Raw genomic sequence first — 21,824 nt, 5'->3', positions numbered from 1 at the left:
TCAGAGCGCGTCCACGTAGGCCTTGTAGGCCGCTTCATCCATCAGACCGGCGAGCTGGCCTTCATCGGCTACGGTCATCTTCCAGAACCAGGCAGCGCCTTCCGGATCTTCGTTGACCTTGGCCGGCTCATCGCCGAGCGCTGCGTTGCCTTCGGTCACTTCACCGTCGATCGGCGCATAGACTTCGGAAGCGGCCTTCACGGATTCAACCACCGCGGCTTCGTCGCCCTGGGAGAGGCTTTTGCCGGCTTCCGGCGTCTCGACATAGACGACGTCGCCGAGCTGCTGCTGGGCGTAGGAGGTGATGCCGACGGTGGCGGTGCCGCCTTCGACGGTGATCCACTCGTGGTCCTTGGAATAATAGGTGGTCATGATGCGTCCCGGTTTTCTGGAAGGAATAGGTTCAGGTCAGGATTTCGGTTTGCGGTAATAGCGGTTTGGCACGAAGGGCATATCGACCACTTCCGCCGGCAGCTCCTTGCCGCGCACAAGAAGGCTGAGCTTCATGCCTGTCTTGGCATGTTCGGTGGCCACATAGCCCATGGCAATGGGGCCACCAACGGTGGGGGCAAAGCCGCCAGAGGTGACGGTGCCGACGGCAGCGCCGCCCGGCAAATGGATTGCGGCGCCCTCGCGGGCCGGTGCGCGGCCTTCAAGCTTCAGGCCAACGCGCAGACGGCCAGGGCCATCCTTGAGCTCTGCCTGGATGCGATCAGCCCCCGGAAAGCCGCCTTCCTCGCGGCGGCGCTTCTGCATGCAGAACGTGATGTTGCCCTCGACCGGAGAAATCGTCTCGTCGAGATCATGGCCGTAAAGGCATAGACCGGCTTCCAAGCGCAGGCTGTCACGCGCGCCGAGGCCAATCGGCTTCACCCGCTCATCAGCCAGCAGCGCGCGTGCAATCGCTTCGGCAGCGCCAGCGGGAACAGACATTTCCACCCCGTCTTCGCCTGTGTAACCGGCGCGGGAGATGTGGCAGGCAATGCCGTCGAATTCCATGAAGTCGCCGGACATGAAGGCCAGATCGGCAGCAGCCGGAGCGTGAGCTGCAACAGCTTCAACGGCCTTGGGCCCCTGAACGGCGATCAGCGCCTTGTCGGTGAAGATTTCCAGACGGACAGTGTCCGGCAGACCGGCTGCGATCAGCGGATAGTCCACGTCCTTGCGCGACGCGTTGACCACCAGATACAGGCGTCCCTGCTGATCGTCAGCAACCGGGCGCGTCACCATCAGGTCATCGACAACGCCGCCTTCGGCATTGAGCAGAACCGTATAGCGCTGCTTGCCGCGTCCAAGTTCAACCATGTTGGATGGCACCATGGCCTCCAGCGCGCGGGCAGTGGTTTCGTGATCCGGGCCGATCAGAACGGCCTGCCCCATGTGGGACACGTCAAACAAACCGGCGCTTTCGCGGGTCTGGAGGTGTTCGGTCATGATGCCGGCCGGATATTGCACCGGCATTTCGTAACCAGCAAATGGCACCATGCGGGCGCCAAGCTCGATATGGAGGTCGTAGAGCGGTGTCTTTTGAAGTGCGCCGGGTGCGTCGGCCATCAATCGTCCTCGGAATCAGGGTTGCGCGGATCACGAATCCCTGAAGATCCGTCCGCACCCCCTCTGTCCGAGTACCTGAGAGATTTCCCGCGGGACCCTACTCTGGCCCGTCGCGGTTACTCCTTCGGTGAGCGGCCCTTCCCACCTTCGGCGGTCCGGATAGCTGCTTTCCAGAGCGTTATCGGCAAGCGGTCCTTTTGCCTGAGAGTTTCCGGGGCGGTTGCTCCTTCGGCGCCGGTATCATTTCACCCGGCCTCTCCCGCTTGACGTTCAAAGCCGTACAACGTGGTCAACAAAGCCCTCGCCACACAACTTTCCCCGACTCGGGAACGACCCGGGCCGGTAGCGGGCATATTTCCCTTGGCCGTTTCCGCTTGTCAATAAGCCGGACAAGAGAATCGTCCGAAACGTGATTAGCGGCGCTTCTTCTGCGGGCCTTCATCGAACCCGAAGACAACCATCACTTCCGTGTTGCGCTGAACGACATACTTGTTCTCGACCATGGTCCAGCCTTCGGCTGGTGCGCCCTGACCGACAGTCACAGGAACAGAGACGAGATCGGACTGCAGCGGTTTGTTGCTCTCGCCGGACGGAAGAATGGCAACACGGATCGGCAGAACGATTTCCCCGCCCTTCCATGCTGGGCCTGGCGTGACATTGCCGGACAGGCCGAGCTTGATCCGGGTCTGATCCGCACCTTCACGGCTGCATTCACGCGCCCATTGATCAAGAGTAGCCTGATACAGCAGGTGCTTGGGCTCGTCCTCGTGGCCCCGCTCGTATTTCATGATGAGATAAGTGTTCAATTGCGGCTTGATGGGCGGGCAATAGATCTCTGAGGCAAAAGCATCAGGATTGACCTCAATCGGCCCTTTGCCGCTGGTCAGGATGGAACTGACGATGCCGCCGCTTGATCCGCTGCTGCCCGCGCCGCCAGCAGCATTGCCGCCGGAAACCGTTTCGTCTGAACTGCTCATGCAACCCGCCAGGAGACCGGCGCATAGCGCCCCTGCAGTGGCTGCCTTGATCCAGCGGAGCCCCACAGTTTGGACGGCCTTCAACATATACTCACCTGCGTGTTAACTCATCACCTACGGTCGAGCTTCATAACAGGTCCATTCACACTTGGCGAGACACCAGACGTATCAGGCAGTTGCACCTTGACATGACAGGCCCTGCCCCCCTTATTGCCGACAGACCAAGCCTAGGGACAGACATGACTGCCGCCATCTCAACCAAGCCACCTCTTACGGTTCGCCTGTGCGCCCCGCGCGGTTTCTGCGCAGGCGTCGACCGGGCTATCCAGATCGTGGAACTGGCCCTAGAGAAATTCGGCCGGCCGGTCTATGTCCGCCACGAGATCGTCCATAACCGCTATGTGGTTGATGGACTTAAGGCCAAGGGTGCTGTCTTCGTGGAAGAACTGTCCGAAATCCCTGCGGATCATCACGACAGGCCGGTGATCTTTTCTGCCCATGGCGTGCCGAAATCTGTTCCGGCCGATGCCCAGACCCGGCAGATGTTCTATCTGGACGCCACCTGCCCGCTTGTGTCCAAGGTTCACAAGGAAGCAGAGATCCATCACAAACGGGAGCGGGAGATCGTCCTGATCGGCCACAATGGCCACCCGGAAGTGATCGGCACCATGGGCCAGCTGCCCGAAGGCACCGTTTCCTTGATCGAAACTGAGGAAGACGCCCGCAGCTTCGAGCCGAAGACCGGCCGCCCCCTCGCCTTCCTGACCCAGACCACTCTGTCGGTCGATGACACCGCAGGCATCGTGGCCGTGTTGAAAGAGCGTTTCCCGGAAATCGTTGCCCCTCACAAGGAAGACATCTGCTACGCGACCACCAACCGGCAGGAGGCCGTGAAGGCTGTTGCTCCGCTGGTGGAAGCGATGATTGTCGTCGGCGCACCGAACTCCTCCAACTCTCAGCGCCTGCGCGAAGTGGCCGAGCGGGCCGGATGCCGGATTTCCCATCTGGTTCAGCGGGCGAGCGAAATCGACTGGGCCGCCTTTGAAGGCGTCACCTCTCTGGGCCTTTCTGCTGGAGCTTCAGCTCCGGAAACCCTGGTCGAGGAAATCATCGATGCCTTCAGCCAGCGGTTCGAGGTGACGGTGGAAACCGTCCGCACCGCGGATGAGACCATTTCCTTCAATCTGCCGCGCGAGTTGCGCGAACCGGCCCCAGCGGCCGCAACGCCAGCAGAGTAAAATATCATGGCCGTTTATACCGAAGTGGCCGATGAAGAGCTGTCCGCCTTCATTGACACATACGACATTGGCAAACTGCTTTCCTACAAGGGCATCGCAGAAGGTGTCGAGAACAGCAACTTCCTGATCCATACGGAGACGGGTCATTATATCCTCACGCTCTATGAAAAGCGCGTCGACCCAAACGACCTGCCGTTCTTCCTGAACCTTATGCAGCACCTGGCCAAACGGGGGCTTTCGTGCCCGCTTCCAGTGGCGGCAAGGTCCGGTGATCTTCTTGGCATTCTCGCGGGCCGCCCTGCAGCCATTGTGACTTTCCTCAACGGCATGTGGGTCAAACGTCCACGGCCAGAGCATTGCGAAGAGTTGGGCCGTGGCATGGCCGCCCTGCATCTGGCAGGGTCCGACTTCAACATGGTGCGCCGGAATGCCCTTGACGTTGACGGCTGGCGCCCGCTGTTCAACCAGAGCGGCGAGCGGTCAAATTCAGTCGTTCCGGGCCTCGCAGAAGAGATAACCCGCGAGCTGGATTTTCTTGAAAACAATTGGCCTCAAAACCTTCCGGCAGGCGTGATCCATGCAGACCTCTTTCCGGACAACGTCTTCTTTTTGTCCAACAAGCTCTCCGGGCTGATCGACTTCTATTTCGCCTGCACCGACGCCTTTGCCTATGACATAGCCATCTGCCTGAACGCCTGGTGTTTCGAGCCCGATGGCTCGTTTAACGTTACCAAGGCCAGGGCGTTGATGAACGGCTACCGTCAGGTGCGGCCACTGTCCCAGGCAGAATATGACGCCCTGCCGGTTCTGGCACGCGGCTCTGCCCTGCGTTTCCTGCTGACCCGTCTCTATGACTGGCTGTCTGTTCCGGAGGGCGCGCTGGTGACCCCGAAAGACCCGGTGGAGTATCTGAAGAAGCTCCGCTTCCACCAGCGGGTCGAAACCGCCAGCAGTTATGGCCTGAGCCTATGAGCGATTCGCAGCGCGTGACGATCTACACCGATGGCGCCTGTTCCGGTAATCCCGGCCCCGGCGGCTGGGGCGCCATCCTGCGCTATGGTGAGCACGAGAAAGAGCTGAACGGCGGTGAAGCTCAGACCACGAACAACCGCATGGAGCTGACAGCAGCCATCGAAGCGCTGAACAGCCTCAAGCGGGCCTGCCCGATCGATCTCTACACGGACTCGGTCTATGTGCGCGACGGCATCACCAAGTGGCTGTTCAACTGGAAGCGCAACGACTGGCGCACCGCCGACAAGAAACCGGTGAAGAATGCCGAACTGTGGCAGGCGCTGGATGCGGCCTGCAAGCGGCATGACATTTCCTGGCACTGGGTGAAGGGCCACGCCGGCCACCCGGAGAACGAGCGCGCAGATGCCCTCGCCCGCGAAGGCATGGCGCCCTTCAAGAAAAGCAACAAGGGCGAGAGTAGCCTATGACCACCACGGACACAGCCTCCACACCGGGTGATGTGTCTGCCCGGGAGGACAAGGCCCGCCGGGTTCTCATTCTTGCGAACCCCACAAGTGGCGGATACCGGCCAGAAGCTCTTGAAGAAATCCGCTCCATTCTGGAGGCGAACGGTGTCAGGGTCACCCTGCACCTGACCACACGCGCCGGTGAGATCGGCGAGATTGCGGCAAGCCCCAACCTGATGGCTTCCGTTCTGGCTGTTGCTGGCGGTGATGGCTCCGTCAACGAGGCCGTCACCGGGTTTCAGTCCAATCCCAATCCACCGGACCTTGCCGTCATTCCTTGCGGCACCGCGAATGTCCTTGCCCATGAGCTCGGGCTGCCTCAGAAGCCTGCGGAGATCGCGCGCGCCATCCTGAACGGGAAACGCGCACCGCTGCACGCAGGGCTCGCCAATGGACGCCCCTTCGTCCTGATGGCCTCCATGGGATTTGACGCGGAGGTGGTTCATGGCGTTCCGCTCTCCCTCAAACGAAGGCTCGGCAAGCTGGCCTATGTGATCACCGCCTTGCGGCTCGGTTTTGTCCGCAAGAGTTCCGATCTTCAGGTGGAGTTCGATGGACGGCGGGAGCAGGGCAAACTGGTTGTTGCCACCAATGGCCGCTGCTATGGCGGGCCTTTCACAGTCCACCCGGACGCGTCTGTCACACGCCCCGGGCTTTACCTTTTGCTGCTCAAGCGGGACGACCCCCTGTCGACAATCCGCTTTGGCGTGGCGTTGCTGATGGGCCGGGTTTACAAGGCCGCTGGTGTTGTTGTCTGCCCCTTCAAGCGCGCAACAGTCACCTCGTTGCGGCCGGTCGCAGCCCAGGTCGATGGCGATCCGTTCGGCACCACACCGATTGACCTTTGCGCCTCTGAAGCAAATCTCTCGATCATCGTTCCCTGACGGGCTGGCAACCTAATTTCCAAATCAAAAAACCCCGGAGCGTGACACTACCGGGGTTTTCGCGCTTTAATCCTTGGCGATCGAAAGGCCTATCCGGCGCTGACGGCCTGCTTCGGTGCGTCCCGCAAGAGACGTGTCGCCTCCTCCGCGGTAACCGCTTGCCCGAAGAAGAAGCCCTGCGCATATTCGCAACCGAGCTGATAGAGCTCCAGCGCGTCGGCTTCGCTCTCAGCGCCTTCAGCCACGACAGACATGCCCAGATCCCGGCCCATGGCCACGATGGAGCGCAGCAGAACCGGGCGCGCGGAGTGGCCGTTTGCTTTCACGAAAGACTGGTCGATCTTGATTGTGTCAAAAGGAAACCGCTGCAGATAGGCCAGCGAGGAATGTCCCGTTCCGAAATCATCCAGAGACAGGCCCGCACCAAGCGCACGAAGCCGCTCGAGCACCTTCGCGGAATATTCCGGATTGGCCATCACGAGGGACTCGGTCAGCTCCAGTTTCAGCGTTCCCGGCGCAAGCGATTGCCTTGAGAGCACCGCCTTTACTTCGTTGATCAGGTCATGCTTGAGCAGCTGGCGCGAAGAAATATTGATGCTGACGAACAGCGGATGCTCGCTCTGGATGGACCGCTGCCACTGCGCGAGCTGTTGCGCGCCCTTCTCCAGCATGTAGGTGCCAAGCTCATTGATCAGGCCTGACTGCTCGGCAACCGGAATAAACTCTGAAGGCGCCACACGGCCCCGCTTGGGGTGGTTCCAGCGGGCGAGGACTTCAAACCCGGCAATGGACTTGTCTTCCAGACGGACAATCGGCTGGAAATAGACGCCCAGCGTTTCCTTCTTGATGGCCTCCCGCAGGTCCGTCTCCAGATCCACCAGGTTCTTGCCCAGAGGACGCAGGATCGGGCGGAACACTTCCTGGCGGTCGCCGCCAAGACGCTTGGCGTGGTTCAGCGCAATCTCCGCGTTGGTGACCAGATCCTCAATAGACTGCTTCTCGCCTTCATACAGCGCGATCCCGACGGAGCAGGTCAGGAAGATCTCCCGGTCGCCGAAGGTGATGGGCGCGCGCACGGCCTTGCGCAGCGCGTCGGCCACAGTCACGATCCGGTCGGGCTCCAGTTCGGAGAGGAGCACCAGCCCGTACTGATCCGCGCTGAGACGGGACAGGGAATCCTGCGGCCCGACCAAGCGGCTCAGGCGGCGGGCGACCGTCAGCAGAATGCTGTCACCTGCCGACAAGCCAATGCTGTCGTTGACCTGCTTGAAGCGGTCCAGATTGATGACCAGAACAGTCGGGCGGTTGTTGTTCTCGGCTTTCGCCCTGGCAAGAGCCGCTTTCAGCCGGTCCATGAACAATTCGCGGTTCGGCAGGCCGGTCAGGTTGTCGTGAACTGCGTCATGCAGCAGACGCTCTTCAGCGGTCCGCTCTTCCGTGACATCCAGCAGCGTTCCAACGCAGCGGATCACTTCTCCGTCAGATCCGACGATCGGACGGGCCCGAAGACGGAACCAGCGGAAATGGCCGTCTTCCGATCTCAAACGGAAATTCTGCTGGATCTTGCCGCGCCGCTGGTCGATGACCGCATCCAGCGTGGAGCGGAACCTGTCGCGGTCCTGCGGGTGCAGAACCTCCAGCCAGTCGCGCGCGGGACCATCGAGCGCGCCATGCCGCAGGCCAAGAAGGTCTTCGACTTCGTTGCCGGTGTAAATCCGGTCGCGGTCCACATCCCAGTCCCAGATAATGTCCCCTGAACCCGTAAGTGCAAGAGCCCGGCGCTCAACGTCAGAAATCAGCCCCTGCGCAATCGCGCCGCCCGCAAAGGCGTGCTGCATGACGGTGAAGCCGATCAACAGAACGATCAGAACGAGACCGCCCCCCAAAGCCGGCTGGACGATGTCATTCGCCAGCATCCCGGTCACGGTCATGGCCGCCCCGATTTCCCAGGCGAGCAAGAGGAACCAGGTGGGAATAAGCATGATCGCCCGGTCGTAGCCCTGGAAGGCCAGAACGAGAATGGTGGCGAAGCCGAGAACGCCAATGATTCCAAGCGAAAGCCGCGCGATGCCAGCCGCGATGGATGGATCCCAGACAGCAACGCCTAAAAGCCCGAGCAGCAGAACCAGTGTGGTCAGTGCCAGATGGGAATAATGAATGTTCCAGCGGTTGAGGTTCAAATAGGCGTAGAGGAAGATGATCAGACTGGCCGCCAGCATCACCTCCGCGCAGGCCCTGAACAGCTGATCCTCGCCCAGATCCAGATTGAACACCCGCGCCCAGAAGCCGAAGTCGATGCACAGATAAGTCAGAACCGACCAGGCAAGCGCGGCGGTCGCCGGGAACATGACCGTCCCCTTGACCACGAAAAGGATCGTCAGGAACAGGGCGAGAAGGCCTGAAATGCCTAGGATGATGCCGCGATAGAGCGTGTAGGCGTTGATCGCCTCCTCATAGGCATCCGGCTCCCAGAGACGGAACTCCGGCAGATCCGGGGTCGTCATCTCGGCCACGAAGGTCACCACAGCGCCCGGGTCCAGCGTGATCAGATAGACATCCGCTTCAAGACTTTTCTGGCGCTCCGGGGCAATGCCCTGGCTCGGCGTGATGGAGGCGATGCGCGAGGAGCCGAGGTCCGGCCAGAACATGCGCGATCCGACCAGACGGAAATAGGGCGCAACCAGCAGACGGTCGACCTGCTCGTCCGAGGTGTTGGCCAGGGCAAACACGGCCCAGTCCGAATTCACCCCGTCGCGGGAGGACACTTCGATACGGCGGACGATGCCGTCGGCGCCCGGCGCCGTGGACACCTGCATGCGCGGGCCAGCGCCGGCGCGGATCTCGATCGCCTGCGTCAGATCAAGCGCATCCGCGTCCAGGGGGACGGGAATGGGCTCCAGAGCTCTTGCCGGTCCACTGCCAAGCAAGCAAATCGCCACCAGAAAGAGCGCGGCAATAAACTTCACGGCACAGTTGACCTGTTCCGGTATTCTTTTCGACATGGACCGAAGCACTACCGGGTTGCGTTGCATGTCACAAGAATTCTTTCAAATTGCTCCCCGGCCGAAACCCGGTGCTGCTTGTCGCCAAAGCACGATCTTCCGCCAGACAGGCAAACAGAATGTGGTCCTGCCATGCGCCGTTGATCAGGAGATAATTGCGGGCATACCCTTCCCGGTTAAATCCGGCATTTTCAAGAAGGCGGATGGAGGCAGCGTTGGTCGGCAGGCAGGCAGCCTCGACCCGGTGCAGCCGGAGTTCCCTGAAACAATAGGGCAGGACCATGGAAACTGCCCGGGACATGTGTCCCTTGCCAGCATGCCGGGCGCCCATCCAGTAGCCGATGGTCGCCATTTGCGCCACACCGCGGCGGATATTGGAGACCGTCAGCCCACCAAGAATTTCATCTGTTTGCGCGCTGAAGAGCAAAAAGGACTGACTGCGCCCATCCTTGCGTTCCTGGGCATAACGTCGGAGCCGGCGCCGGAACGCTGCACGGGTCAGATCGTCTTCCGGCCACAAAGGCTCCCAAGGCGTCAAAAACGCCCTGCTTGACTCCCGTAACGCGGCCCACTCGGAGAAGTCGGACATGATCGGCGGACGCAAGTAATGCGCCGGCCCCTCGATCCGGATCGCAACTTCCAGCGATAGGGCCGGACGCAGGAACGACATACCCGCCCCTCCCCGGTGTTACAGGGATGCGGCCTGGAGTGCCGGGCCAGCCAGGCGCTCCGTCATCTCCGCAAGACCCATCACATTCCCCACCGGGCCAACGGTCGTGAGCGTCGGCTGTGTTCCCACGAAGGTCTCGCGCGCAACGCGGCGGATGTCTTCCGTCGTCACGGCTTCGATCTTCCTGGTCACCTCCTCGATCGAGATCACCCGGTTGTGGATGAGCATCTGACGGGCAATCTGACCGGCGCGGGCAGCCGGGCTTTCCAGCGCCATCATCAGACCGGCACGGATCTGGGCGCGGGCGCGTGCCACCTCTTCGTCGGTGATCGTCTCGCTGGCAGCAGCCAGCTCATCGAGAATAACCGGCATCAGGGCAGCGATGTCATCCTCGCTGGTCGCCGCATGAAGGCCGAAGAGCCCTGTGTCGGAAAACGCCCAGTGGAAGGAGTAGATGGCGTAGCAGAGGCCGCGCTTTTCCCGGATCTCCTGGAACAGACGGGACGACATACCACCCCCCAGGACCGATGCCAGGATCTGGATGGCGTAATAGTCCTTGGACTTGTAGGGTCGCCCCTCGAAGCCCATCAGGATCTGCGCTTCCATCAGGTCCTTGACGAGCCGCTGCTCGCCGCCGCGATAGGACGCAGGCGTCTCGCTCGCTGCGGGCTCGGAGGAAATGCTGGTGAACTTTTCTTCCGCGAGCCGGACAAGCTCATCATGGTCGACAGCGCCGGCAGCAGCCAGCACCATGTCGGGGCCACGGTAACGGTCTGACAGATAGGCATCCAGCGCTTCACGGGTGAAGCCCTGTACCGTTTCCGGCGTGCCCAGGATCGGGCGGCCAAGCGCCTGATCGGGCCAGGCCGTTGACTGGAAGAGATCGAAAGCCTGATCTTCCGGGGAATCCAGCGCCGCGCCGATCTCCTGCAGGATCACATGCTGCTCCCGCCGCAGCTCTTCAGCGTCGAACGTCGAGTTCTGAAGAATATCCGCCAGAAGCTCTACCGCCAGCGGCAGGTCTTCAGAAAGGATACGGGCGTAGTAGTTGGTGTGCTCTATGCTGGTGGAAGCATTCAGTTCGCCCCCCACCGCTTCGATCTGCTCTGCAATCTCACGCGCCGTCCGTGACAGCGTTCCCTTGAACGCCATGTGTTCGAGCAGGTGCGTGATGCCATTCTGCTCCGGGGTCTCTGCCCGGGACCCGGTCCGGACCCAAACCCCGAGAGCTACTGTCTTGAGATGCGGCATCTGGTCAGTGACCACCGTCATGCCATTTGCGAGAGTGGTGGTACGAACCTGCATGCCTCAGACCTCGTTATGAACGGCGCGGGCGTGGTCTTCGATATGACGCTCCACCGATTTCTGATCTGCGGCGAGAACAGTCTGCCGCTCCTGTGCGCTCATCATGGGCTGCAACTGCGGCGGCAGCTCCGGACGGATTCCGCAAGCAGCCTCCACAGCATCCGGGAACTTGGCCGGATGGGCCGTGCCGAGAACAATCATCGGCACGCCGGGCTTGTCATGGGCCTTGGCCACATGCACGCCGATGGCCGTGTGCGGATCGAGCAGATAACCGCTTTCTTCCAGCGTTCCGGCAATGGTTGCCGCCGTTTCCTCAATGCCGCAGCGGCCCGCAGCGAAGGCCGCACGGATCTTCGCCATGGCTTCATCATCGATAGTGAAACTGCCTGACTGGCCAAGCTGACTCATCATGCGGCGTACAGCATCCCCGTCGCGGCCGCTTGCTTCGCTGAGCAGGCGTTCGAAATTCGACGAAATCTGAATATCCATCGAGGGGGCCGTCGTTGCGGTGACGCCCTTCATCTCGTAACGCCCCGTCGCCAGGGTCCGCGCCAGAATGTCGTTGACGTTGGTCGCAACGATGAGCTGGTCTACCGGCAGGCCCATCTGCATGGCCGCATAGCCTGCGAAGATATCGCCGAAGTTGCCCGTCGGCACCGTGAAGGAGACCTTGCGGTTCGGCGCCCCAAGCGCGACGCCGGAGACAAAGTAATAGACGATCTGCGCGAGAATACGCGCCCAGTTGATCGAGTTGACGCCGGACAGGGCAACCCGGTCGCGGAAGGGGAAGTTGTTGAACATCCCTTTCACGATGGTCTGGCAATCGTCGAAATTGCCTTCCAGCGCCAGCGCGTGGACGTTCGCCTCGGACGGCGTGGTCATCTGGCGGCGCTGCACCGGAGATACACGGCCATCCGGGAACAGGATGAAGATGTCCGTGCGCTCGCGCCCCCGGAAGGCCTCGATGGCTGCGCCGCCCGTGTCGCCCGACGTTGCGCCAACGATGGTCGCACGCAGGCCGCGTTTGGTGAGAACATGGTCCATCAGACGGCCAAGCAACTGCATGGCGACGTCCTTGAAAGCCAGTGTCGGGCCGTGGAAAAGCTCAAGCACAAACTGGTTCGGCGCAATCTGCACCAGGGGCGTCACCGCCTTATGGCGGAAGCTGGCATAGGCGTCGCGAATCATACCCTGAAGGTCAGCGTCGCTGATCTCTCCGCCCACGAACGGCTGGATCACCTCAAAGGCGACGTCCTCATAGGGTTTTCCGGCAAAGGATGCGATCTTGGCTGCGTCGAACTGGGGCCAGGTCTCGGGAAGATAAAGCCCGCCATCGCGTGCCAGCCCTTGCAGAAGAACATCGGAAAAACCGAGAACCGGGGCTTCGCCACGCGTACTGAAGTATTTCACCGCGCCCATTTCCTCCAATTTTGCGTCTTTTGCTCCAGATACTCATGGAGCCGTCTTTGCCGCACCCTAGCTCAAACTTCTCCGGATTTAAAACAAAACCCTGCCTTTAATTTGTCTGGGTAACGGAGTTGGACACCGTTTTACCCCTCGAAGGGCCAGGATCTCAGGCGTGCCCTGCGTCACCAAACAGCATGGCGGGGTCCACTCCCATCGAAAGCAGAGCCTTGTGCCAGAGCCCGCCTGCATCCGGATCGAAAACAATGCTCTGATCCGCAGGACCTGTAAGCCAGCCATTGGCCTGTATTTCCGCTTCAAGCTGCCCGGGAGCCCAGCCGGAGTATCCCAGCGCCAGAAGCGCCTGCTGCGGCCCTCTCCCCTCCGCCATGGCTTTCAGAATTTCGAGTGTAGCCGTGAGGCAAATCCCGTTCTGGATCTCTAGTGTTGAGCGGTCGATGACATAGTCATCAGTGTGTAGAACGAACCCCCGCTCCATTTCGACCGGACCGCCCTTGTGAATGTTCATCTGCCGGATCTGAGGAGGCAGGCGGATGGCGCTGTCACCGTTGATTATGTTGAGCTGATGGAACAGATCCTCAATGTTCAGGTGGGTGGCAATCTGGTTGAGCACGAGACCCATAGCGCCCTGCTCCGTGTGAGAACAGATATAGATGACCGAGTGCTCAAAGCGGTTGTCCTCCATGTTCGGCATGGCGATCAGAAACTGACCTTCAAGCGTCGGGATCATCGGCGATTCCTTTTTGAGCAAAAAATCTAACGGACAAACTGAAAATCTTGCCGCCTGAAACACTTTAGGGCAAACGGACCCGGCTTCCAGACACTACCCCGAGATCAGGCCGATGTTAATTGCCTCCCATATGTGAAGCGCAGCCGGAACTCACGCAGATATGAGGGCATGCGATCCGGCGTGACATGATTTTTCCCACGTCATGCGCTAGGTATCATGGCATGAAAAAGATTGTGACCCGCTGTCTGACCCTTGGTGGCCTGCTCGCCGCCTCCCTGATCTGGCCTCTCGCCACCTCTTCGCTGAATGCCTATGCAGCATCAACCGAGTGGGTCAAAGTCCATGGCGGAGCGGTACGCCTGATTTCGGAAGGCGGCACTCAGAACGGCCTCTATTCAGTCGGGCTCGAATTCTCCATGGAGCCGGGATGGCACACCTATTGGCGCAATCCGGGCGAAGCTGGAATTCCTCCGGTGATGACGGCCGATGGCTCCAGGAACCTTGCTGTGTTCAAGGTGGGTTTTCCCATACCCGAACGCCATGACGACGGCTTCAGCACCACGCTCATTTATCACGATCAAATCGTTCTCCCTCTGGACGTGGCGGCGGGTCAAACCGACCAGCCCGTCCAGCTCAACCTGCAGGTTGCCTTCGGCATTTGCAACGACATCTGCGTGCCGGGCGAAGCTGCCCTATCCCTGTCGCTTGAGCCGGGCAGCCCGCCGGACCGGACATCCCGGCTCCTGATTGAGCGGGACAAGAACTTGGTTCCGCAAGTCGTCGATGCTGGCAGCTCCAGTATAGTCTCGTTGGAGCGCATGGGCACGGAAACACCGGCCACGCTGGAGGTCTCAGCGAAGGTCTCCTCAGTTGATCCGGCAGGGCTCGACCTTTTCGCCGACGGCCCTGAGGGCTCCTATGTCGGCGTTCCCGTCTTTCAGAACCTGGAAAACGGTATAGCCACTTGGACGCTCAGCCTGAGGGGCCTCAAGGGCAAGGAAGATGGATCACAGCTCATGCTGGTTCTGAAAGACGGATCAAAGACGGAGGAGAGCTGGCACCCGATAGCGCGGCCCCTTCTGGACAACGGTGGCTGAACCGGGATCTCCCGTCTCTTAAGCGTCTCTACCCGTCCCGGCTCTTAGAATACCCTCGACGGCAGCTCCGTTTGATCCTATGTCCTAAGTGAAACCCCTCACGATTTTCCAGGTGACGGGTAGTTTGGAGCAATGGCATGACCATCAAGGTTGGTGATCGTCTTCCCGAGGCGACTTTCAAGATCAAAACGGCTGACGGGCCTGCGGAACTGAGCACGGACGATGTCTTCAAAGGTAAGACTGTCGTGCTGTTTGGCGTCCCCGGAGCCTTCACCCCGACCTGCCACATGAACCATCTGCCGGGTTTCATCGAGCATGGCGACACGATCAAGTCCAAAGGTGTCGACACCATCGCCGTGATTGCTGCCAACGACCTGTTCGTCATGGACGCCTGGGCAAAGTCCACCAACGCCAAAGGCATCGAGTTCCTGTCCGATCCGGCAGCCGATTTCATCAAGGCACTTGGACTGGCGCTCGACGCTCCGATTTTCGGCCACACCCGCTCCCAGCGTTTCGCGCTGATCGCCAAGGACGGTGTCGTGAGCTTTGTCAGCGTGGAAGAGACCCCGGGCACGGCAACCGCCACCGGCGCTGCTGCCATCCTGGAAGCGCTCGCCTGAGCAGCTGGCCTATCATCAGCGACATTCGAACGGGGGCATTGGCCCCCGTTTTCAATCCTGCGGCTTTCGCCAGAGACTGACGGCATAAGCGAGATAGACACCTGCAAGCGTTGCCGCCAGACCGAACCAGGTCAGAGCATAGCCAAGGTGGTCGTTTTTGAACTGAACGATCGTCTCTCCTGCCTGGGGCAGGCCGTCCTCTCCCGTGAATTGGGCATCCAGATCTATGCTGTAGGGAGCCAGATCCCCCGGCCCGATCCCGATTACGTCGGCCATGTCGTCCGTATCCCGGGCGAACCAGATGCGTTTGCTCTTGTCCACTGCCGGTGTCGTCCAGTTGGGTTTTTCAGACTTGCGCAGCAGACCGGTCAGCGTCACGTCCCCTTCAGGAACCGTCTCGAGCCGCTCTATGTCAGCTGCCGCTAACCCTTGAGGCACAAAGCCCCTGTTGATCATAACTCTCCAGCCTTCGCGGGTCTCAAAAGGGCTGTAGAGAAGATAGCCAGGACCGTCGAGCCGCCCTTTCGCGTCTGCCAGGGACGTATAGTAATAGGCGCTGCCGCCAATATAGTGCCCCGTGACTTCCACGTGGCGGTAGTCGGCGTCATCCAGCCCTGCAGCATTGTCCCACTGATCTGGTCCCGGAGCTGCAACGGCGGGCTTGGTCACATCCGCTGCGACATGGGCGATCAGCGCCTCCTTCCAGGCCAGCCTGTGGACCTGCCACATGCCCAGATTGAGCAGAATGACCAGGCCGGTGCCCGCAGCAATCGTCGGAAAAAGAAGCTGGCGCAGGAGGCCTTGCTGCCGCGGCTGGGACTTTGTCACGTCTTAATACCTGTATTGTTCGTCGGGCCACGAAAAGGCAAGCATAGCCGCTTACTGATCCGCGCCGGTGTCGTCCGTATCCAGTTTGCCTTCCTCGGCACTGTGGCGGTACTGAAGCGCGATCAGCAGGCCCTTAAGGGGCCGCATGATGCCTGCGCCCAGGATCACCGTCAGCGGCAGCCACAGCACCATATGCACCCAGATCGGCGGCTGATAGGCCAGCTCGACGGCAAGCGCCAGTCCGACCACCACGAAGCCGACCAGCATGATGATAAAGGCAGCTGGACCATCACCGCTGTCCGCGAAGCTGAAGTCCAGTCCACAGTTGGAACAACCCGGACGGACGGTGAGGTAGCCCTTGAACAGCCGTCCCTCCCCGCAGCGCGGACAATGGCCCGAGAGGCCGGAAGAAACAGGATTGACCGGAGCGAAGTGAGCCTTGTCGGACATGCGGGCCTTTCCGGCGCCTCGCGCCTGGATATGCGGGAGGAGCAATACTGTGCTCCAGAAAGCGAAACGCCCGACCCGGTGATCGGATCGGGCGTTCCAAAGGAGGTTTTACCCTCGCATCTGGATCAGTGAGCGGCCGGTGTGCCAGCGCCCCAGATGTAGATCGACACGAAGAGGAACAGCCAGACAACGTCCACGAAGTGCCAGTACCAGGCAGCAGCCTCGAAGCCGAAATGCTGTTCCTTGGTGAAGTGGCCAGCAAGGGCACGGAACAGGCAGACGGCCAGGAAAATGGTGCCGACGATCACGTGGAAGCCATGGAAACCGGTCGCCATGAAGAAAGTCGCGCCGTAGATGTTGCCGTCAAAGCTGAAGGCAGCATGGCTGTATTCATAGCCCTGGCAGATGGTGAAGATCACACCCAGGACAACGGTCAGCGTGAGGCCCCACTTGAGACCGTCGCGGTCGTCATGCAGGAGGGCGTGGTGTGCCCAAGTGACCGTGGTGCCGGAGCACAGCAGGATCAGGGTGTTGAGCAGCGGCAGATGCCACGGGTCAAACGTCTCGATACCTGCCGGCGGCCAGTGTCCGCCGGTCACTTCGGCGCGGGCAAACTGAATGGCTTCACCAGAGAAGAGCGAAGCGTCGAAATAAGCCCAGAACCAGGCCACGAAGAACATCACTTCCGACGCGATGAACAGCAGCATGCCGTAGCGAAGGTGCAGAGACACAACGCGCGTGTGGTGTCCAGCATGTGCTTCCTTGATGGTATCGCGCCACCAGGAGAACATTACGAAGAGAACGATGGCGAGGCCGAGGAAGAACAGGCCCTTACCGGCAAGGTTTGCGCCGAACAGCGTGAACTCGTTGCCGCCATGAAGGCGCATGAAGCCGACCGCCCCAATCGCCATAACCAGGGCGCCGACGGACGCCAGGAAAGGCCACGGACTGGGATCGACCAGGTGGTAGTCGTGATTTTTGGTATGTGCCTCAGCCATCGGCATGCTCCCCAAACACAAGAATATCCTCTGCCGCAACCGGCATCGGGGTCATAGTTTCGTTTCGGCTGCGGGTTCTTCAGCCCGCGCCGCGACAGGTTTTTCCGGCTCATCCACCGGGAAGAAGGTATAGGACAGCGTGATCTCGCGAACGTTTTTCAGCTCTGGATCATTGTCCATTTCCGGGTCAACGAAGAAGATGACGGGCATCTCGACAGTCTGTCCGGGTTCCAGGGCCTGCTCGGTAAAGCAGAAGCACTGCAGCTTGTTGAAATAGGCGCCAGCTTCGAGAGGAGTGACGTTGAAAACGGACGTGCCCACCGTCTTCCTCGAGCCTTTGTTGACAGCCAGATAATTCATCTGAGCCGTCTCGCCCATTTTTATCTTGATCTCGCGATGTTCCGGCTTGAAGGACCAGGGAAGCGTGTGATTGACGTTTCCGTCGAAGCGAATGGTAACAACCCGGTCGATCACCCGGTCGCTCGCCTGATCGGCAACCTGGGTCGTGCCCCCAAAACCGGTCGCCCGGCAAAACAGGTTATACAGCGGCACAGCCGCGTAAGCCGCACCGATCATGGACACGAAAAGACACGTGCAGGCGATCGCAACCTTCTTGTTGCTTTTGCCGCTCTGCGCCCTGCTGGTCTGATCGTTCAGGTCGTTCATCTCTTCGTCTGCCTTATAGTGACCGGCTCATGATCTGCGGCCCCATCTTCACGATGGTGACCACGTAGAACAACAGCACAAGCGCACCAAGCGTCAGGGCGATGGCAACAGACCGGGCCCGCCGGCGCTTCGCCTGCTCCTCGGTCAGCTTGATGCCCTTTTCTTCGCTCGTCATGGAACTCACAGACCCATTACAATGTTTTCGGCCAGCAAGAGCGCGAAAAGCATGAAAAGATAAAAGATGGAATACGCAAAGAGGCGGATCGTCGCCTTGCGGGCAGCGTCGCCCTCACGCAAACGCCAGACTTGGAACGCCAGCCCAAGGAACACCAGGCCGAGCACCGCAGAGGCAACACCATAGAAGCTTCCGGCAAAGCCGAGCATCCAAGGTGCTGCACCGAGCGGTGCCAGCAAAATGGAATAGCCGAGGATCTGATTTCGGGTGGAGGTTTCGCCTGCCACGACCGGCATCATCGGAATTCCCGCAGCCTTGTAGTCACCGCACTTGAACAGAGCCAGCGCCCAGAAATGCGGCGGTGTCCAGATAAAAATGATCAGGAACAGCACGGTGCTTTCGATGCTGACATTCCCGGTGACAGCTGCCCAGCCAATCATCGGAGGAAAAGCACCTGCCGCTCCGCCGATCACGATATTCTGAGGCGTCGAGCGCTTCAGCCACATCGTGTAGACGACCACATAGAAGAAGATCGTGAAGGCCAGAAAGGCACCGGCGAACCAGTTGACCAGAAGACCGAGCGTGACGACCGATCCGATCGACAGGGTCATGCCGAAGGCAAAGGCTTCCTCGCGCGACACCTTGCCGGCCGGGATCGGCCGCTTCTGGGTGCGCGACATGATGCGGTCGATATCGGAATCGTACCACATGTTCAGGGCACCGGACGCGCCGGCACCAATGGCAATGCAGAGGAGCGCGACAAGGCCCAGCACGGGATGAATGCTTCCCGGAGCCAGCATCATGCCGACGAAGGCCGTAAAGATCACCAGTGACATGACACGCGGTTTCAGGAGGGCGATGTAGTCGCCGACCGAGCCCATTCCACCTGACCAGGCGAGGCTCTCCGTATCAATCAAATCCTGGCGCTCGACGAGCGACATGGGCGCGTCCTTTGAAACTTGTTCTTGTTATCGAAGCGCAGATCCGCCGCTCGGCAATCCGCTTCGTTCTGGAAGACACCGCGCCGGGGATGGCGCGGTGTCGTTTTTCTTTTCTGTTCAGCAGGCGTCTTGCCTGCCCTGCCTTACTTGATGCGCGGCAGGGTTTCGAACTGGTGGAACGGCGGCGGGGAGGACAGGGTCCATTCCAGCGTCGTCGCGCCTTCGCCCCACGGGTTGTTTCCTGCGACCCGCTTCTTCATGAACGCTTCGACAATACCGAAGAGGAACACGAGAACCGCAAAGGCCGAGATATAGGACCCGATGGAGGAGACAAAGTTCCAGCCAGCAAAGGCATCCGGGTAATCCGCATAGCGGCGCGGCATACCGTTCAGGCCAAGGAAGTGCTGCGGGAAGAACACCAGGTTCACACCAATGAAGGTGATCCAGAAGTGCGCCTTGCCGATCGCCTCATTGTACATGTAGCCGAACATTTTCGGGAACCAGTAGTACCAAGCCGCGAAGATCGCGAACACAGCACCCAGAGACAGCACGTAGTGGAAGTGGGCAACCACATAGTAGGTGTCGTGCAAGGCGCGGTCGAGACCAGCGTTTGCCAGCTGCACCCCCGTCACACCACCAACGGTGAACAGGAAGATGAAGCCGATTGCCCAGACCATCGGAGTGCGGAACTGGAGGGAACCGCCCCACATCGTTGCGATCCACGAGAAGATCTTCACGCCCGTCGGAACCGCAATCACCATGGTGGCGGCCACGAAGTAGGCCTGGGTCTCGGAGGACATGCCGACAGTGTACATGTGGTGGGCCCACACGATGAAGCCGACAACACCAATGGCGACCATGGCGTAAGCCATGCCCAGGTAACCGAAGATCGGCTTGCGGGAGAAGGTGGAAATGATGTGGCTGATGATCCCGAAGCCTGGGAGGATCAGGATGTACACTTCCGGGTGGCCGAAGAACCAGAACAGATGCTGGAACAGGATCGGGTCACCGCCACCTGCCGGATTGAAGAAGGTGGTGCCGAAGTTACGGTCGGTCAGCAGCATGGTGATGGCGCCTGCCAGAACTGGCAGCGACAGCAGCAGCAGGAACGCGGTGATCAGCACGGACCAGGCGAACAGAGGCATCTTGTGCAGGGTCATGCCCGGCGCACGCATGTTGAAGATGGTCGTGATGAAGTTGATCGCGCCCAGGATCGACGAGGCACCAGCCACGTGCAGGGACAGGATCGCCAGATCCATTGCCGGGCCAGGCTGGCCGGACGTGGACAGCGGCGGGTAGATGGTCCAGCCGCCTGCAACACCGTGGCCGCCTGCTTCACCTTCAACGAAGAGCGAGAGGACCAACAGGATAAAGGCCGGCGGCAGAAGCCAGAAGGAAATGTTGTTCATACGCGGGAATGCCATATCCGGCGCACCGATCATGATCGGCACGAAGTAGTTGGCATAACCGCCGATCATGGCCGGCATGACCATGAAGAAGATCATGATCAGACCATGGGACGTCGTGAAGACGTTGAACATGGTCGGGTTGGTGAAATACTGCAGGCCCGGCTCCATGAGCTCCATACGGATACCCACGCTGAGCGCGCCGCCGACGATCCCTGCGAAAATCGCAAAGAACAGGTACAGAATTCCAATGTCTTTATGGTTGGTCGAGTAGACCCAGCGGCGCCATCCTGTCGGATGACCGTGTCCCGCATGTGCATCGGTCGCAGCCATTTTGTGCTCCCTCGTTACGTCCGACTGGCGCAGCGCCCGGGCGTTATCAGCCCCGGCGCGCGCCCCTAATCTCATGAACCGGCGCCGTTACTTGGCGGCGACGGTGATTTCTTCGATGCCACGGGCAGCGGTCTTCTTGGACGCTGCAATGGAAGCCATAAGCTGCTTGTTCGCGCCATCGAGGTCGTCCTTGGCAGCAGTTGCCCACTGCTCGAACTGATCCTTGGAGACGACGCGGATGGCGATCGGCATGAAGGCATGGTTCTTGCCGCAAAGCTCCGAGCACTGGCCGTAGTAGACGCCCGGCTCACGTGCATGGAACCAGGTTTCATTCAGGCGCCCCGGGATCGCGTCGACCTTCACGCCGAAGGACGGCATCGCGAAGGAATGGATCACGTCTTCGGAAGTGACCTGTACGCGGACGGTGGTGTCGACCGGAATGACCAGGTCATTGTCCACGGAAAGGAGACGGGGCACTTCGTTCAAGGTCACACCGCGATCCGCAGCGACCGTTTCACGGTCCGCATCGGCAACCATGAGAGAATCAAAGGAGATACCGCCCATGTTCTCGTCGGTGTATTCGTAACCCCAGTACCACTGGAACCCGGTTGCCTTCACGGTCATCTCGTATTTCGGAATGTCCAGCTCCTTGAACAGGAGGCGGAAGGACGGAACCGCAATCACAACCAGGATGAGGATCGGCGCGATGGTCCAGACAACTTCGATCATCGTGTTGTGGGACGTGCGCGACGGAACCGGATTGGACTTTTCATTGAACTTGACCATCACGATGATCAGCAGCGCCAGCACGAAGAGCGTGATGACTGCGATAATCCAGAAGGTAAAGTGGTTGAACCAGGTGATATCGTCCATCACTTCCGTAACAGACTTCTGGAAACCAAGCTGCCATGGCTTGATCCCAGCTTCCTCGGCAAGAGCCGCGGTGGATACCCCGGCCATAACGGCCGCCATCGCGACCAGATTGATGAGACGCTTGAAGATGCCCTTCACGTCCGCGCTCCCTTCCCTCAACCGCCACACATTGGC

The 21,824-nt window shown here is 60.2% G+C and carries 22 protein-coding genes and 2 riboswitches; of the genes, 6 read left to right on the top strand and 16 right to left on the bottom strand.

Annotation, left to right across the window (positions count from 1 at the left end; translation table 11 throughout):
* The 3 genes from gcvH to IG616_RS15845 all read right to left on the bottom strand — a co-directional run bounded on the left by gcvH (position 1) and on the right by IG616_RS15845 (position 2,531).
* Positions 1-372, bottom strand: a complete 372-nt coding sequence (gcvH, locus tag IG616_RS15855) for a glycine cleavage system protein GcvH (RefSeq protein ID WP_192149137.1) — start codon at positions 370-372, stop codon at positions 1-3.
* A 36-nt stretch (positions 373-408) separates the two neighbouring features.
* On the bottom strand, positions 409-1,554 hold the full coding sequence (gcvT, locus tag IG616_RS15850; RefSeq protein WP_192149136.1) for a glycine cleavage system aminomethyltransferase GcvT: 1,146 nt from the start codon (positions 1,552-1,554) through the stop codon (positions 409-411).
* A 61-nt stretch (positions 1,555-1,615) separates the two neighbouring features.
* A riboswitch (glycine riboswitch) is annotated at positions 1,616-1,730 on the bottom strand.
* 3 nt (positions 1,731-1,733) lie between these two features.
* Positions 1,734-1,826, bottom strand: a riboswitch (glycine riboswitch).
* 141 nt (positions 1,827-1,967) lie between these two features.
* A complete protein-coding gene (locus tag IG616_RS15845) occupies positions 1,968-2,531 on the bottom strand; it encodes a hypothetical protein (RefSeq protein WP_209007601.1) in 564 nt (187 codons plus the stop codon).
* A 239-nt stretch (positions 2,532-2,770) separates the two neighbouring features.
* Here IG616_RS15845 and ispH point away from each other — a divergent pair, with 239 nt between their 5' ends.
* Genes ispH through IG616_RS15825 form a run of 4 tightly spaced genes read left to right on the top strand, consistent with a single transcriptional unit; the run spans position 2,771 to position 6,131 of the window.
* Complete coding sequence (gene ispH, locus IG616_RS15840; protein ID WP_192149134.1) at positions 2,771-3,769, top strand: 4-hydroxy-3-methylbut-2-enyl diphosphate reductase; 999 nt, start codon at positions 2,771-2,773, stop codon at positions 3,767-3,769.
* 6 nt (positions 3,770-3,775) lie between these two features.
* Positions 3,776-4,741: a homoserine kinase gene (gene thrB / locus IG616_RS15835; RefSeq protein ID WP_192149133.1), complete on the top strand. Its 966-nt coding sequence runs from the start codon at positions 3,776-3,778 to the stop codon at positions 4,739-4,741.
* On the top strand, positions 4,738-5,208 hold the full coding sequence (gene rnhA, locus IG616_RS15830; RefSeq protein WP_192149132.1) for a ribonuclease HI: 471 nt from the start codon (positions 4,738-4,740) through the stop codon (positions 5,206-5,208). The genes thrB and rnhA overlap by 4 nt, the downstream gene beginning before the upstream one ends.
* Positions 5,205-6,131, top strand: coding sequence for a diacylglycerol/lipid kinase family protein (locus IG616_RS15825; protein WP_192149131.1), 927 nt, complete (start codon positions 5,205-5,207; stop codon positions 6,129-6,131). Before rnhA ends, IG616_RS15825 begins: the two co-directional genes overlap by 4 nt.
* A gap of 89 nt (positions 6,132-6,220) precedes the next feature.
* Here the strand turns inward: IG616_RS15825 and IG616_RS15820 are convergent, their stop codons facing one another.
* The 5 genes from IG616_RS15820 to IG616_RS15800 all read right to left on the bottom strand — a co-directional run bounded on the left by IG616_RS15820 (position 6,221) and on the right by IG616_RS15800 (position 13,263).
* Complete coding sequence (locus tag IG616_RS15820) at positions 6,221-9,133, bottom strand: EAL domain-containing protein (protein WP_192149130.1); 2,913 nt, start codon at positions 9,131-9,133, stop codon at positions 6,221-6,223.
* Positions 9,134-9,164: 31 nt separating this feature from the next.
* On the bottom strand, positions 9,165-9,803 hold the full coding sequence (locus tag IG616_RS15815) for a GNAT family N-acetyltransferase (RefSeq protein WP_192149129.1): 639 nt from the start codon (positions 9,801-9,803) through the stop codon (positions 9,165-9,167).
* A gap of 18 nt (positions 9,804-9,821) precedes the next feature.
* Entirely contained in the window at positions 9,822-11,108 is a 1,287-nt protein-coding gene (locus tag IG616_RS15810; RefSeq protein WP_192149128.1) for a M16 family metallopeptidase, read from the bottom strand.
* 3 nt (positions 11,109-11,111) lie between these two features.
* On the bottom strand, positions 11,112-12,518 hold the full coding sequence (gene thrC, locus IG616_RS15805) for a threonine synthase (protein ID WP_192149127.1): 1,407 nt from the start codon (positions 12,516-12,518) through the stop codon (positions 11,112-11,114).
* Between the two features lie 163 nt (positions 12,519-12,681).
* Positions 12,682-13,263 (bottom strand): YqgE/AlgH family protein, encoded by a 582-nt coding sequence (locus IG616_RS15800; protein ID WP_192149126.1) that lies wholly within the window; start codon positions 13,261-13,263, stop codon positions 12,682-12,684.
* 221 nt (positions 13,264-13,484) lie between these two features.
* On the opposite strand from IG616_RS15800, the gene IG616_RS15795 reads away from it, so the two are divergent.
* On the top strand, positions 13,485-14,360 hold the full coding sequence (locus IG616_RS15795) for a protein-disulfide reductase DsbD domain-containing protein (RefSeq protein WP_192149125.1): 876 nt from the start codon (positions 13,485-13,487) through the stop codon (positions 14,358-14,360).
* Between the two features lie 137 nt (positions 14,361-14,497).
* The gene (locus tag IG616_RS15790; RefSeq protein ID WP_192149124.1) at positions 14,498-14,980 is read left to right on the top strand and encodes a peroxiredoxin; all 483 of its coding nucleotides are present in this window, start codon (positions 14,498-14,500) and stop codon (positions 14,978-14,980) included.
* A 51-nt stretch (positions 14,981-15,031) separates the two neighbouring features.
* Here IG616_RS15790 and IG616_RS15785 read toward each other — a convergent pair whose 3' ends face one another.
* The 8 genes from IG616_RS15785 to coxB all read right to left on the bottom strand — a co-directional run bounded on the left by IG616_RS15785 (position 15,032) and on the right by coxB (position 21,749).
* Complete coding sequence (locus IG616_RS15785; protein WP_209007591.1) at positions 15,032-15,808, bottom strand: SURF1 family protein; 777 nt, start codon at positions 15,806-15,808, stop codon at positions 15,032-15,034.
* Positions 15,809-15,859: 51 nt separating this feature from the next.
* Positions 15,860-16,258 (bottom strand): DUF983 domain-containing protein, encoded by a 399-nt coding sequence (locus IG616_RS15780; protein WP_192149123.1) that lies wholly within the window; start codon positions 16,256-16,258, stop codon positions 15,860-15,862.
* A 125-nt stretch (positions 16,259-16,383) separates the two neighbouring features.
* Positions 16,384-17,256: a cytochrome c oxidase subunit 3 gene (locus IG616_RS15775; protein ID WP_192149122.1), complete on the bottom strand. Its 873-nt coding sequence runs from the start codon at positions 17,254-17,256 to the stop codon at positions 16,384-16,386.
* Positions 17,257-17,307: 51 nt separating this feature from the next.
* Positions 17,308-17,913 carry a cytochrome c oxidase assembly protein gene (locus IG616_RS15770; RefSeq protein ID WP_425504195.1) on the bottom strand — a complete coding sequence of 202 codons (606 nt, stop codon included), beginning with the start codon at positions 17,911-17,913 and terminating at the stop codon, positions 17,308-17,310.
* Positions 17,914-17,935: 22 nt separating this feature from the next.
* On the bottom strand, positions 17,936-18,097 hold the full coding sequence (locus IG616_RS15765; RefSeq protein ID WP_192149120.1) for a hypothetical protein: 162 nt from the start codon (positions 18,095-18,097) through the stop codon (positions 17,936-17,938).
* A 5-nt stretch (positions 18,098-18,102) separates the two neighbouring features.
* A complete protein-coding gene (locus tag IG616_RS15760) occupies positions 18,103-19,038 on the bottom strand; it encodes a heme o synthase (protein ID WP_192149119.1) in 936 nt (311 codons plus the stop codon).
* A 143-nt stretch (positions 19,039-19,181) separates the two neighbouring features.
* A complete protein-coding gene (gene ctaD / locus IG616_RS15755) occupies positions 19,182-20,777 on the bottom strand; it encodes a cytochrome c oxidase subunit I (protein WP_192149118.1) in 1,596 nt (531 codons plus the stop codon).
* Between the two features lie 87 nt (positions 20,778-20,864).
* A complete protein-coding gene (coxB, locus tag IG616_RS15750; protein ID WP_209007628.1) occupies positions 20,865-21,749 on the bottom strand; it encodes a cytochrome c oxidase subunit II in 885 nt (294 codons plus the stop codon).
* Positions 21,750-21,824: the final 75 nt, after the last annotated feature.

The sequence above is a fragment of the Roseibium litorale genome, from assembly GCF_014842915.1.
Taxonomy (GTDB): domain Bacteria; phylum Pseudomonadota; class Alphaproteobacteria; order Rhizobiales; family Stappiaceae; genus Roseibium; species Roseibium litorale.
This window is presented reverse-complemented; position numbering and strand designations above follow the sequence as displayed.

What these genes read in the sequence shown, in the direction of transcription:
- IG616_RS15825 (WP_192149131.1), top strand. Translation starts at nt 5,205, where the DNA reads ATGACCACCACGGACACAGCCTCCACACCGGGTGATGTGTCTGCCCGG.
- IG616_RS15800 (WP_192149126.1), bottom strand. Translation starts at nt 13,263, where the DNA reads ATGATCCCGACGCTTGAAGGTCAGTTTCTGATCGCCATGCCGAACATG.
- gcvT (WP_192149136.1), bottom strand. Translation starts at nt 1,554, where the DNA reads ATGGCCGACGCACCCGGCGCACTTCAAAAGACACCGCTCTACGACCTC.
- IG616_RS15775 (WP_192149122.1), bottom strand. Translation starts at nt 17,256, where the DNA reads ATGGCTGAGGCACATACCAAAAATCACGACTACCACCTGGTCGATCCC.
- IG616_RS15845 (WP_209007601.1), bottom strand. Translation starts at nt 2,531, where the DNA reads ATGAGCAGTTCAGACGAAACGGTTTCCGGCGGCAATGCTGCTGGCGGC.
- gcvH (WP_192149137.1), bottom strand. Translation starts at nt 372, where the DNA reads ATGACCACCTATTATTCCAAGGACCACGAGTGGATCACCGTCGAAGGC.
- rnhA (WP_192149132.1), top strand. Translation starts at nt 4,738, where the DNA reads ATGAGCGATTCGCAGCGCGTGACGATCTACACCGATGGCGCCTGTTCC.
- IG616_RS15765 (WP_192149120.1), bottom strand. Translation starts at nt 18,097, where the DNA reads ATGACGAGCGAAGAAAAGGGCATCAAGCTGACCGAGGAGCAGGCGAAG.
- IG616_RS15780 (WP_192149123.1), bottom strand. Translation starts at nt 16,258, where the DNA reads ATGTCCGACAAGGCTCACTTCGCTCCGGTCAATCCTGTTTCTTCCGGC.
- IG616_RS15820 (WP_192149130.1), bottom strand. Translation starts at nt 9,133, where the DNA reads ATGTCGAAAAGAATACCGGAACAGGTCAACTGTGCCGTGAAGTTTATT.
- IG616_RS15810 (WP_192149128.1), bottom strand. Translation starts at nt 11,108, where the DNA reads ATGCAGGTTCGTACCACCACTCTCGCAAATGGCATGACGGTGGTCACT.
- ctaD (WP_192149118.1), bottom strand. Translation starts at nt 20,777, where the DNA reads ATGGCTGCGACCGATGCACATGCGGGACACGGTCATCCGACAGGATGG.
- IG616_RS15795 (WP_192149125.1), top strand. Translation starts at nt 13,485, where the DNA reads ATGAAAAAGATTGTGACCCGCTGTCTGACCCTTGGTGGCCTGCTCGCC.
- IG616_RS15790 (WP_192149124.1), top strand. Translation starts at nt 14,498, where the DNA reads ATGACCATCAAGGTTGGTGATCGTCTTCCCGAGGCGACTTTCAAGATC.
- IG616_RS15760 (WP_192149119.1), bottom strand. Translation starts at nt 19,038, where the DNA reads ATGTCGCTCGTCGAGCGCCAGGATTTGATTGATACGGAGAGCCTCGCC.
- coxB (WP_209007628.1), bottom strand. Translation starts at nt 21,749, where the DNA reads ATGGCGGCCGTTATGGCCGGGGTATCCACCGCGGCTCTTGCCGAGGAA.
- ispH (WP_192149134.1), top strand. Translation starts at nt 2,771, where the DNA reads ATGACTGCCGCCATCTCAACCAAGCCACCTCTTACGGTTCGCCTGTGC.
- IG616_RS15815 (WP_192149129.1), bottom strand. Translation starts at nt 9,803, where the DNA reads ATGTCGTTCCTGCGTCCGGCCCTATCGCTGGAAGTTGCGATCCGGATC.
- thrB (WP_192149133.1), top strand. Translation starts at nt 3,776, where the DNA reads ATGGCCGTTTATACCGAAGTGGCCGATGAAGAGCTGTCCGCCTTCATT.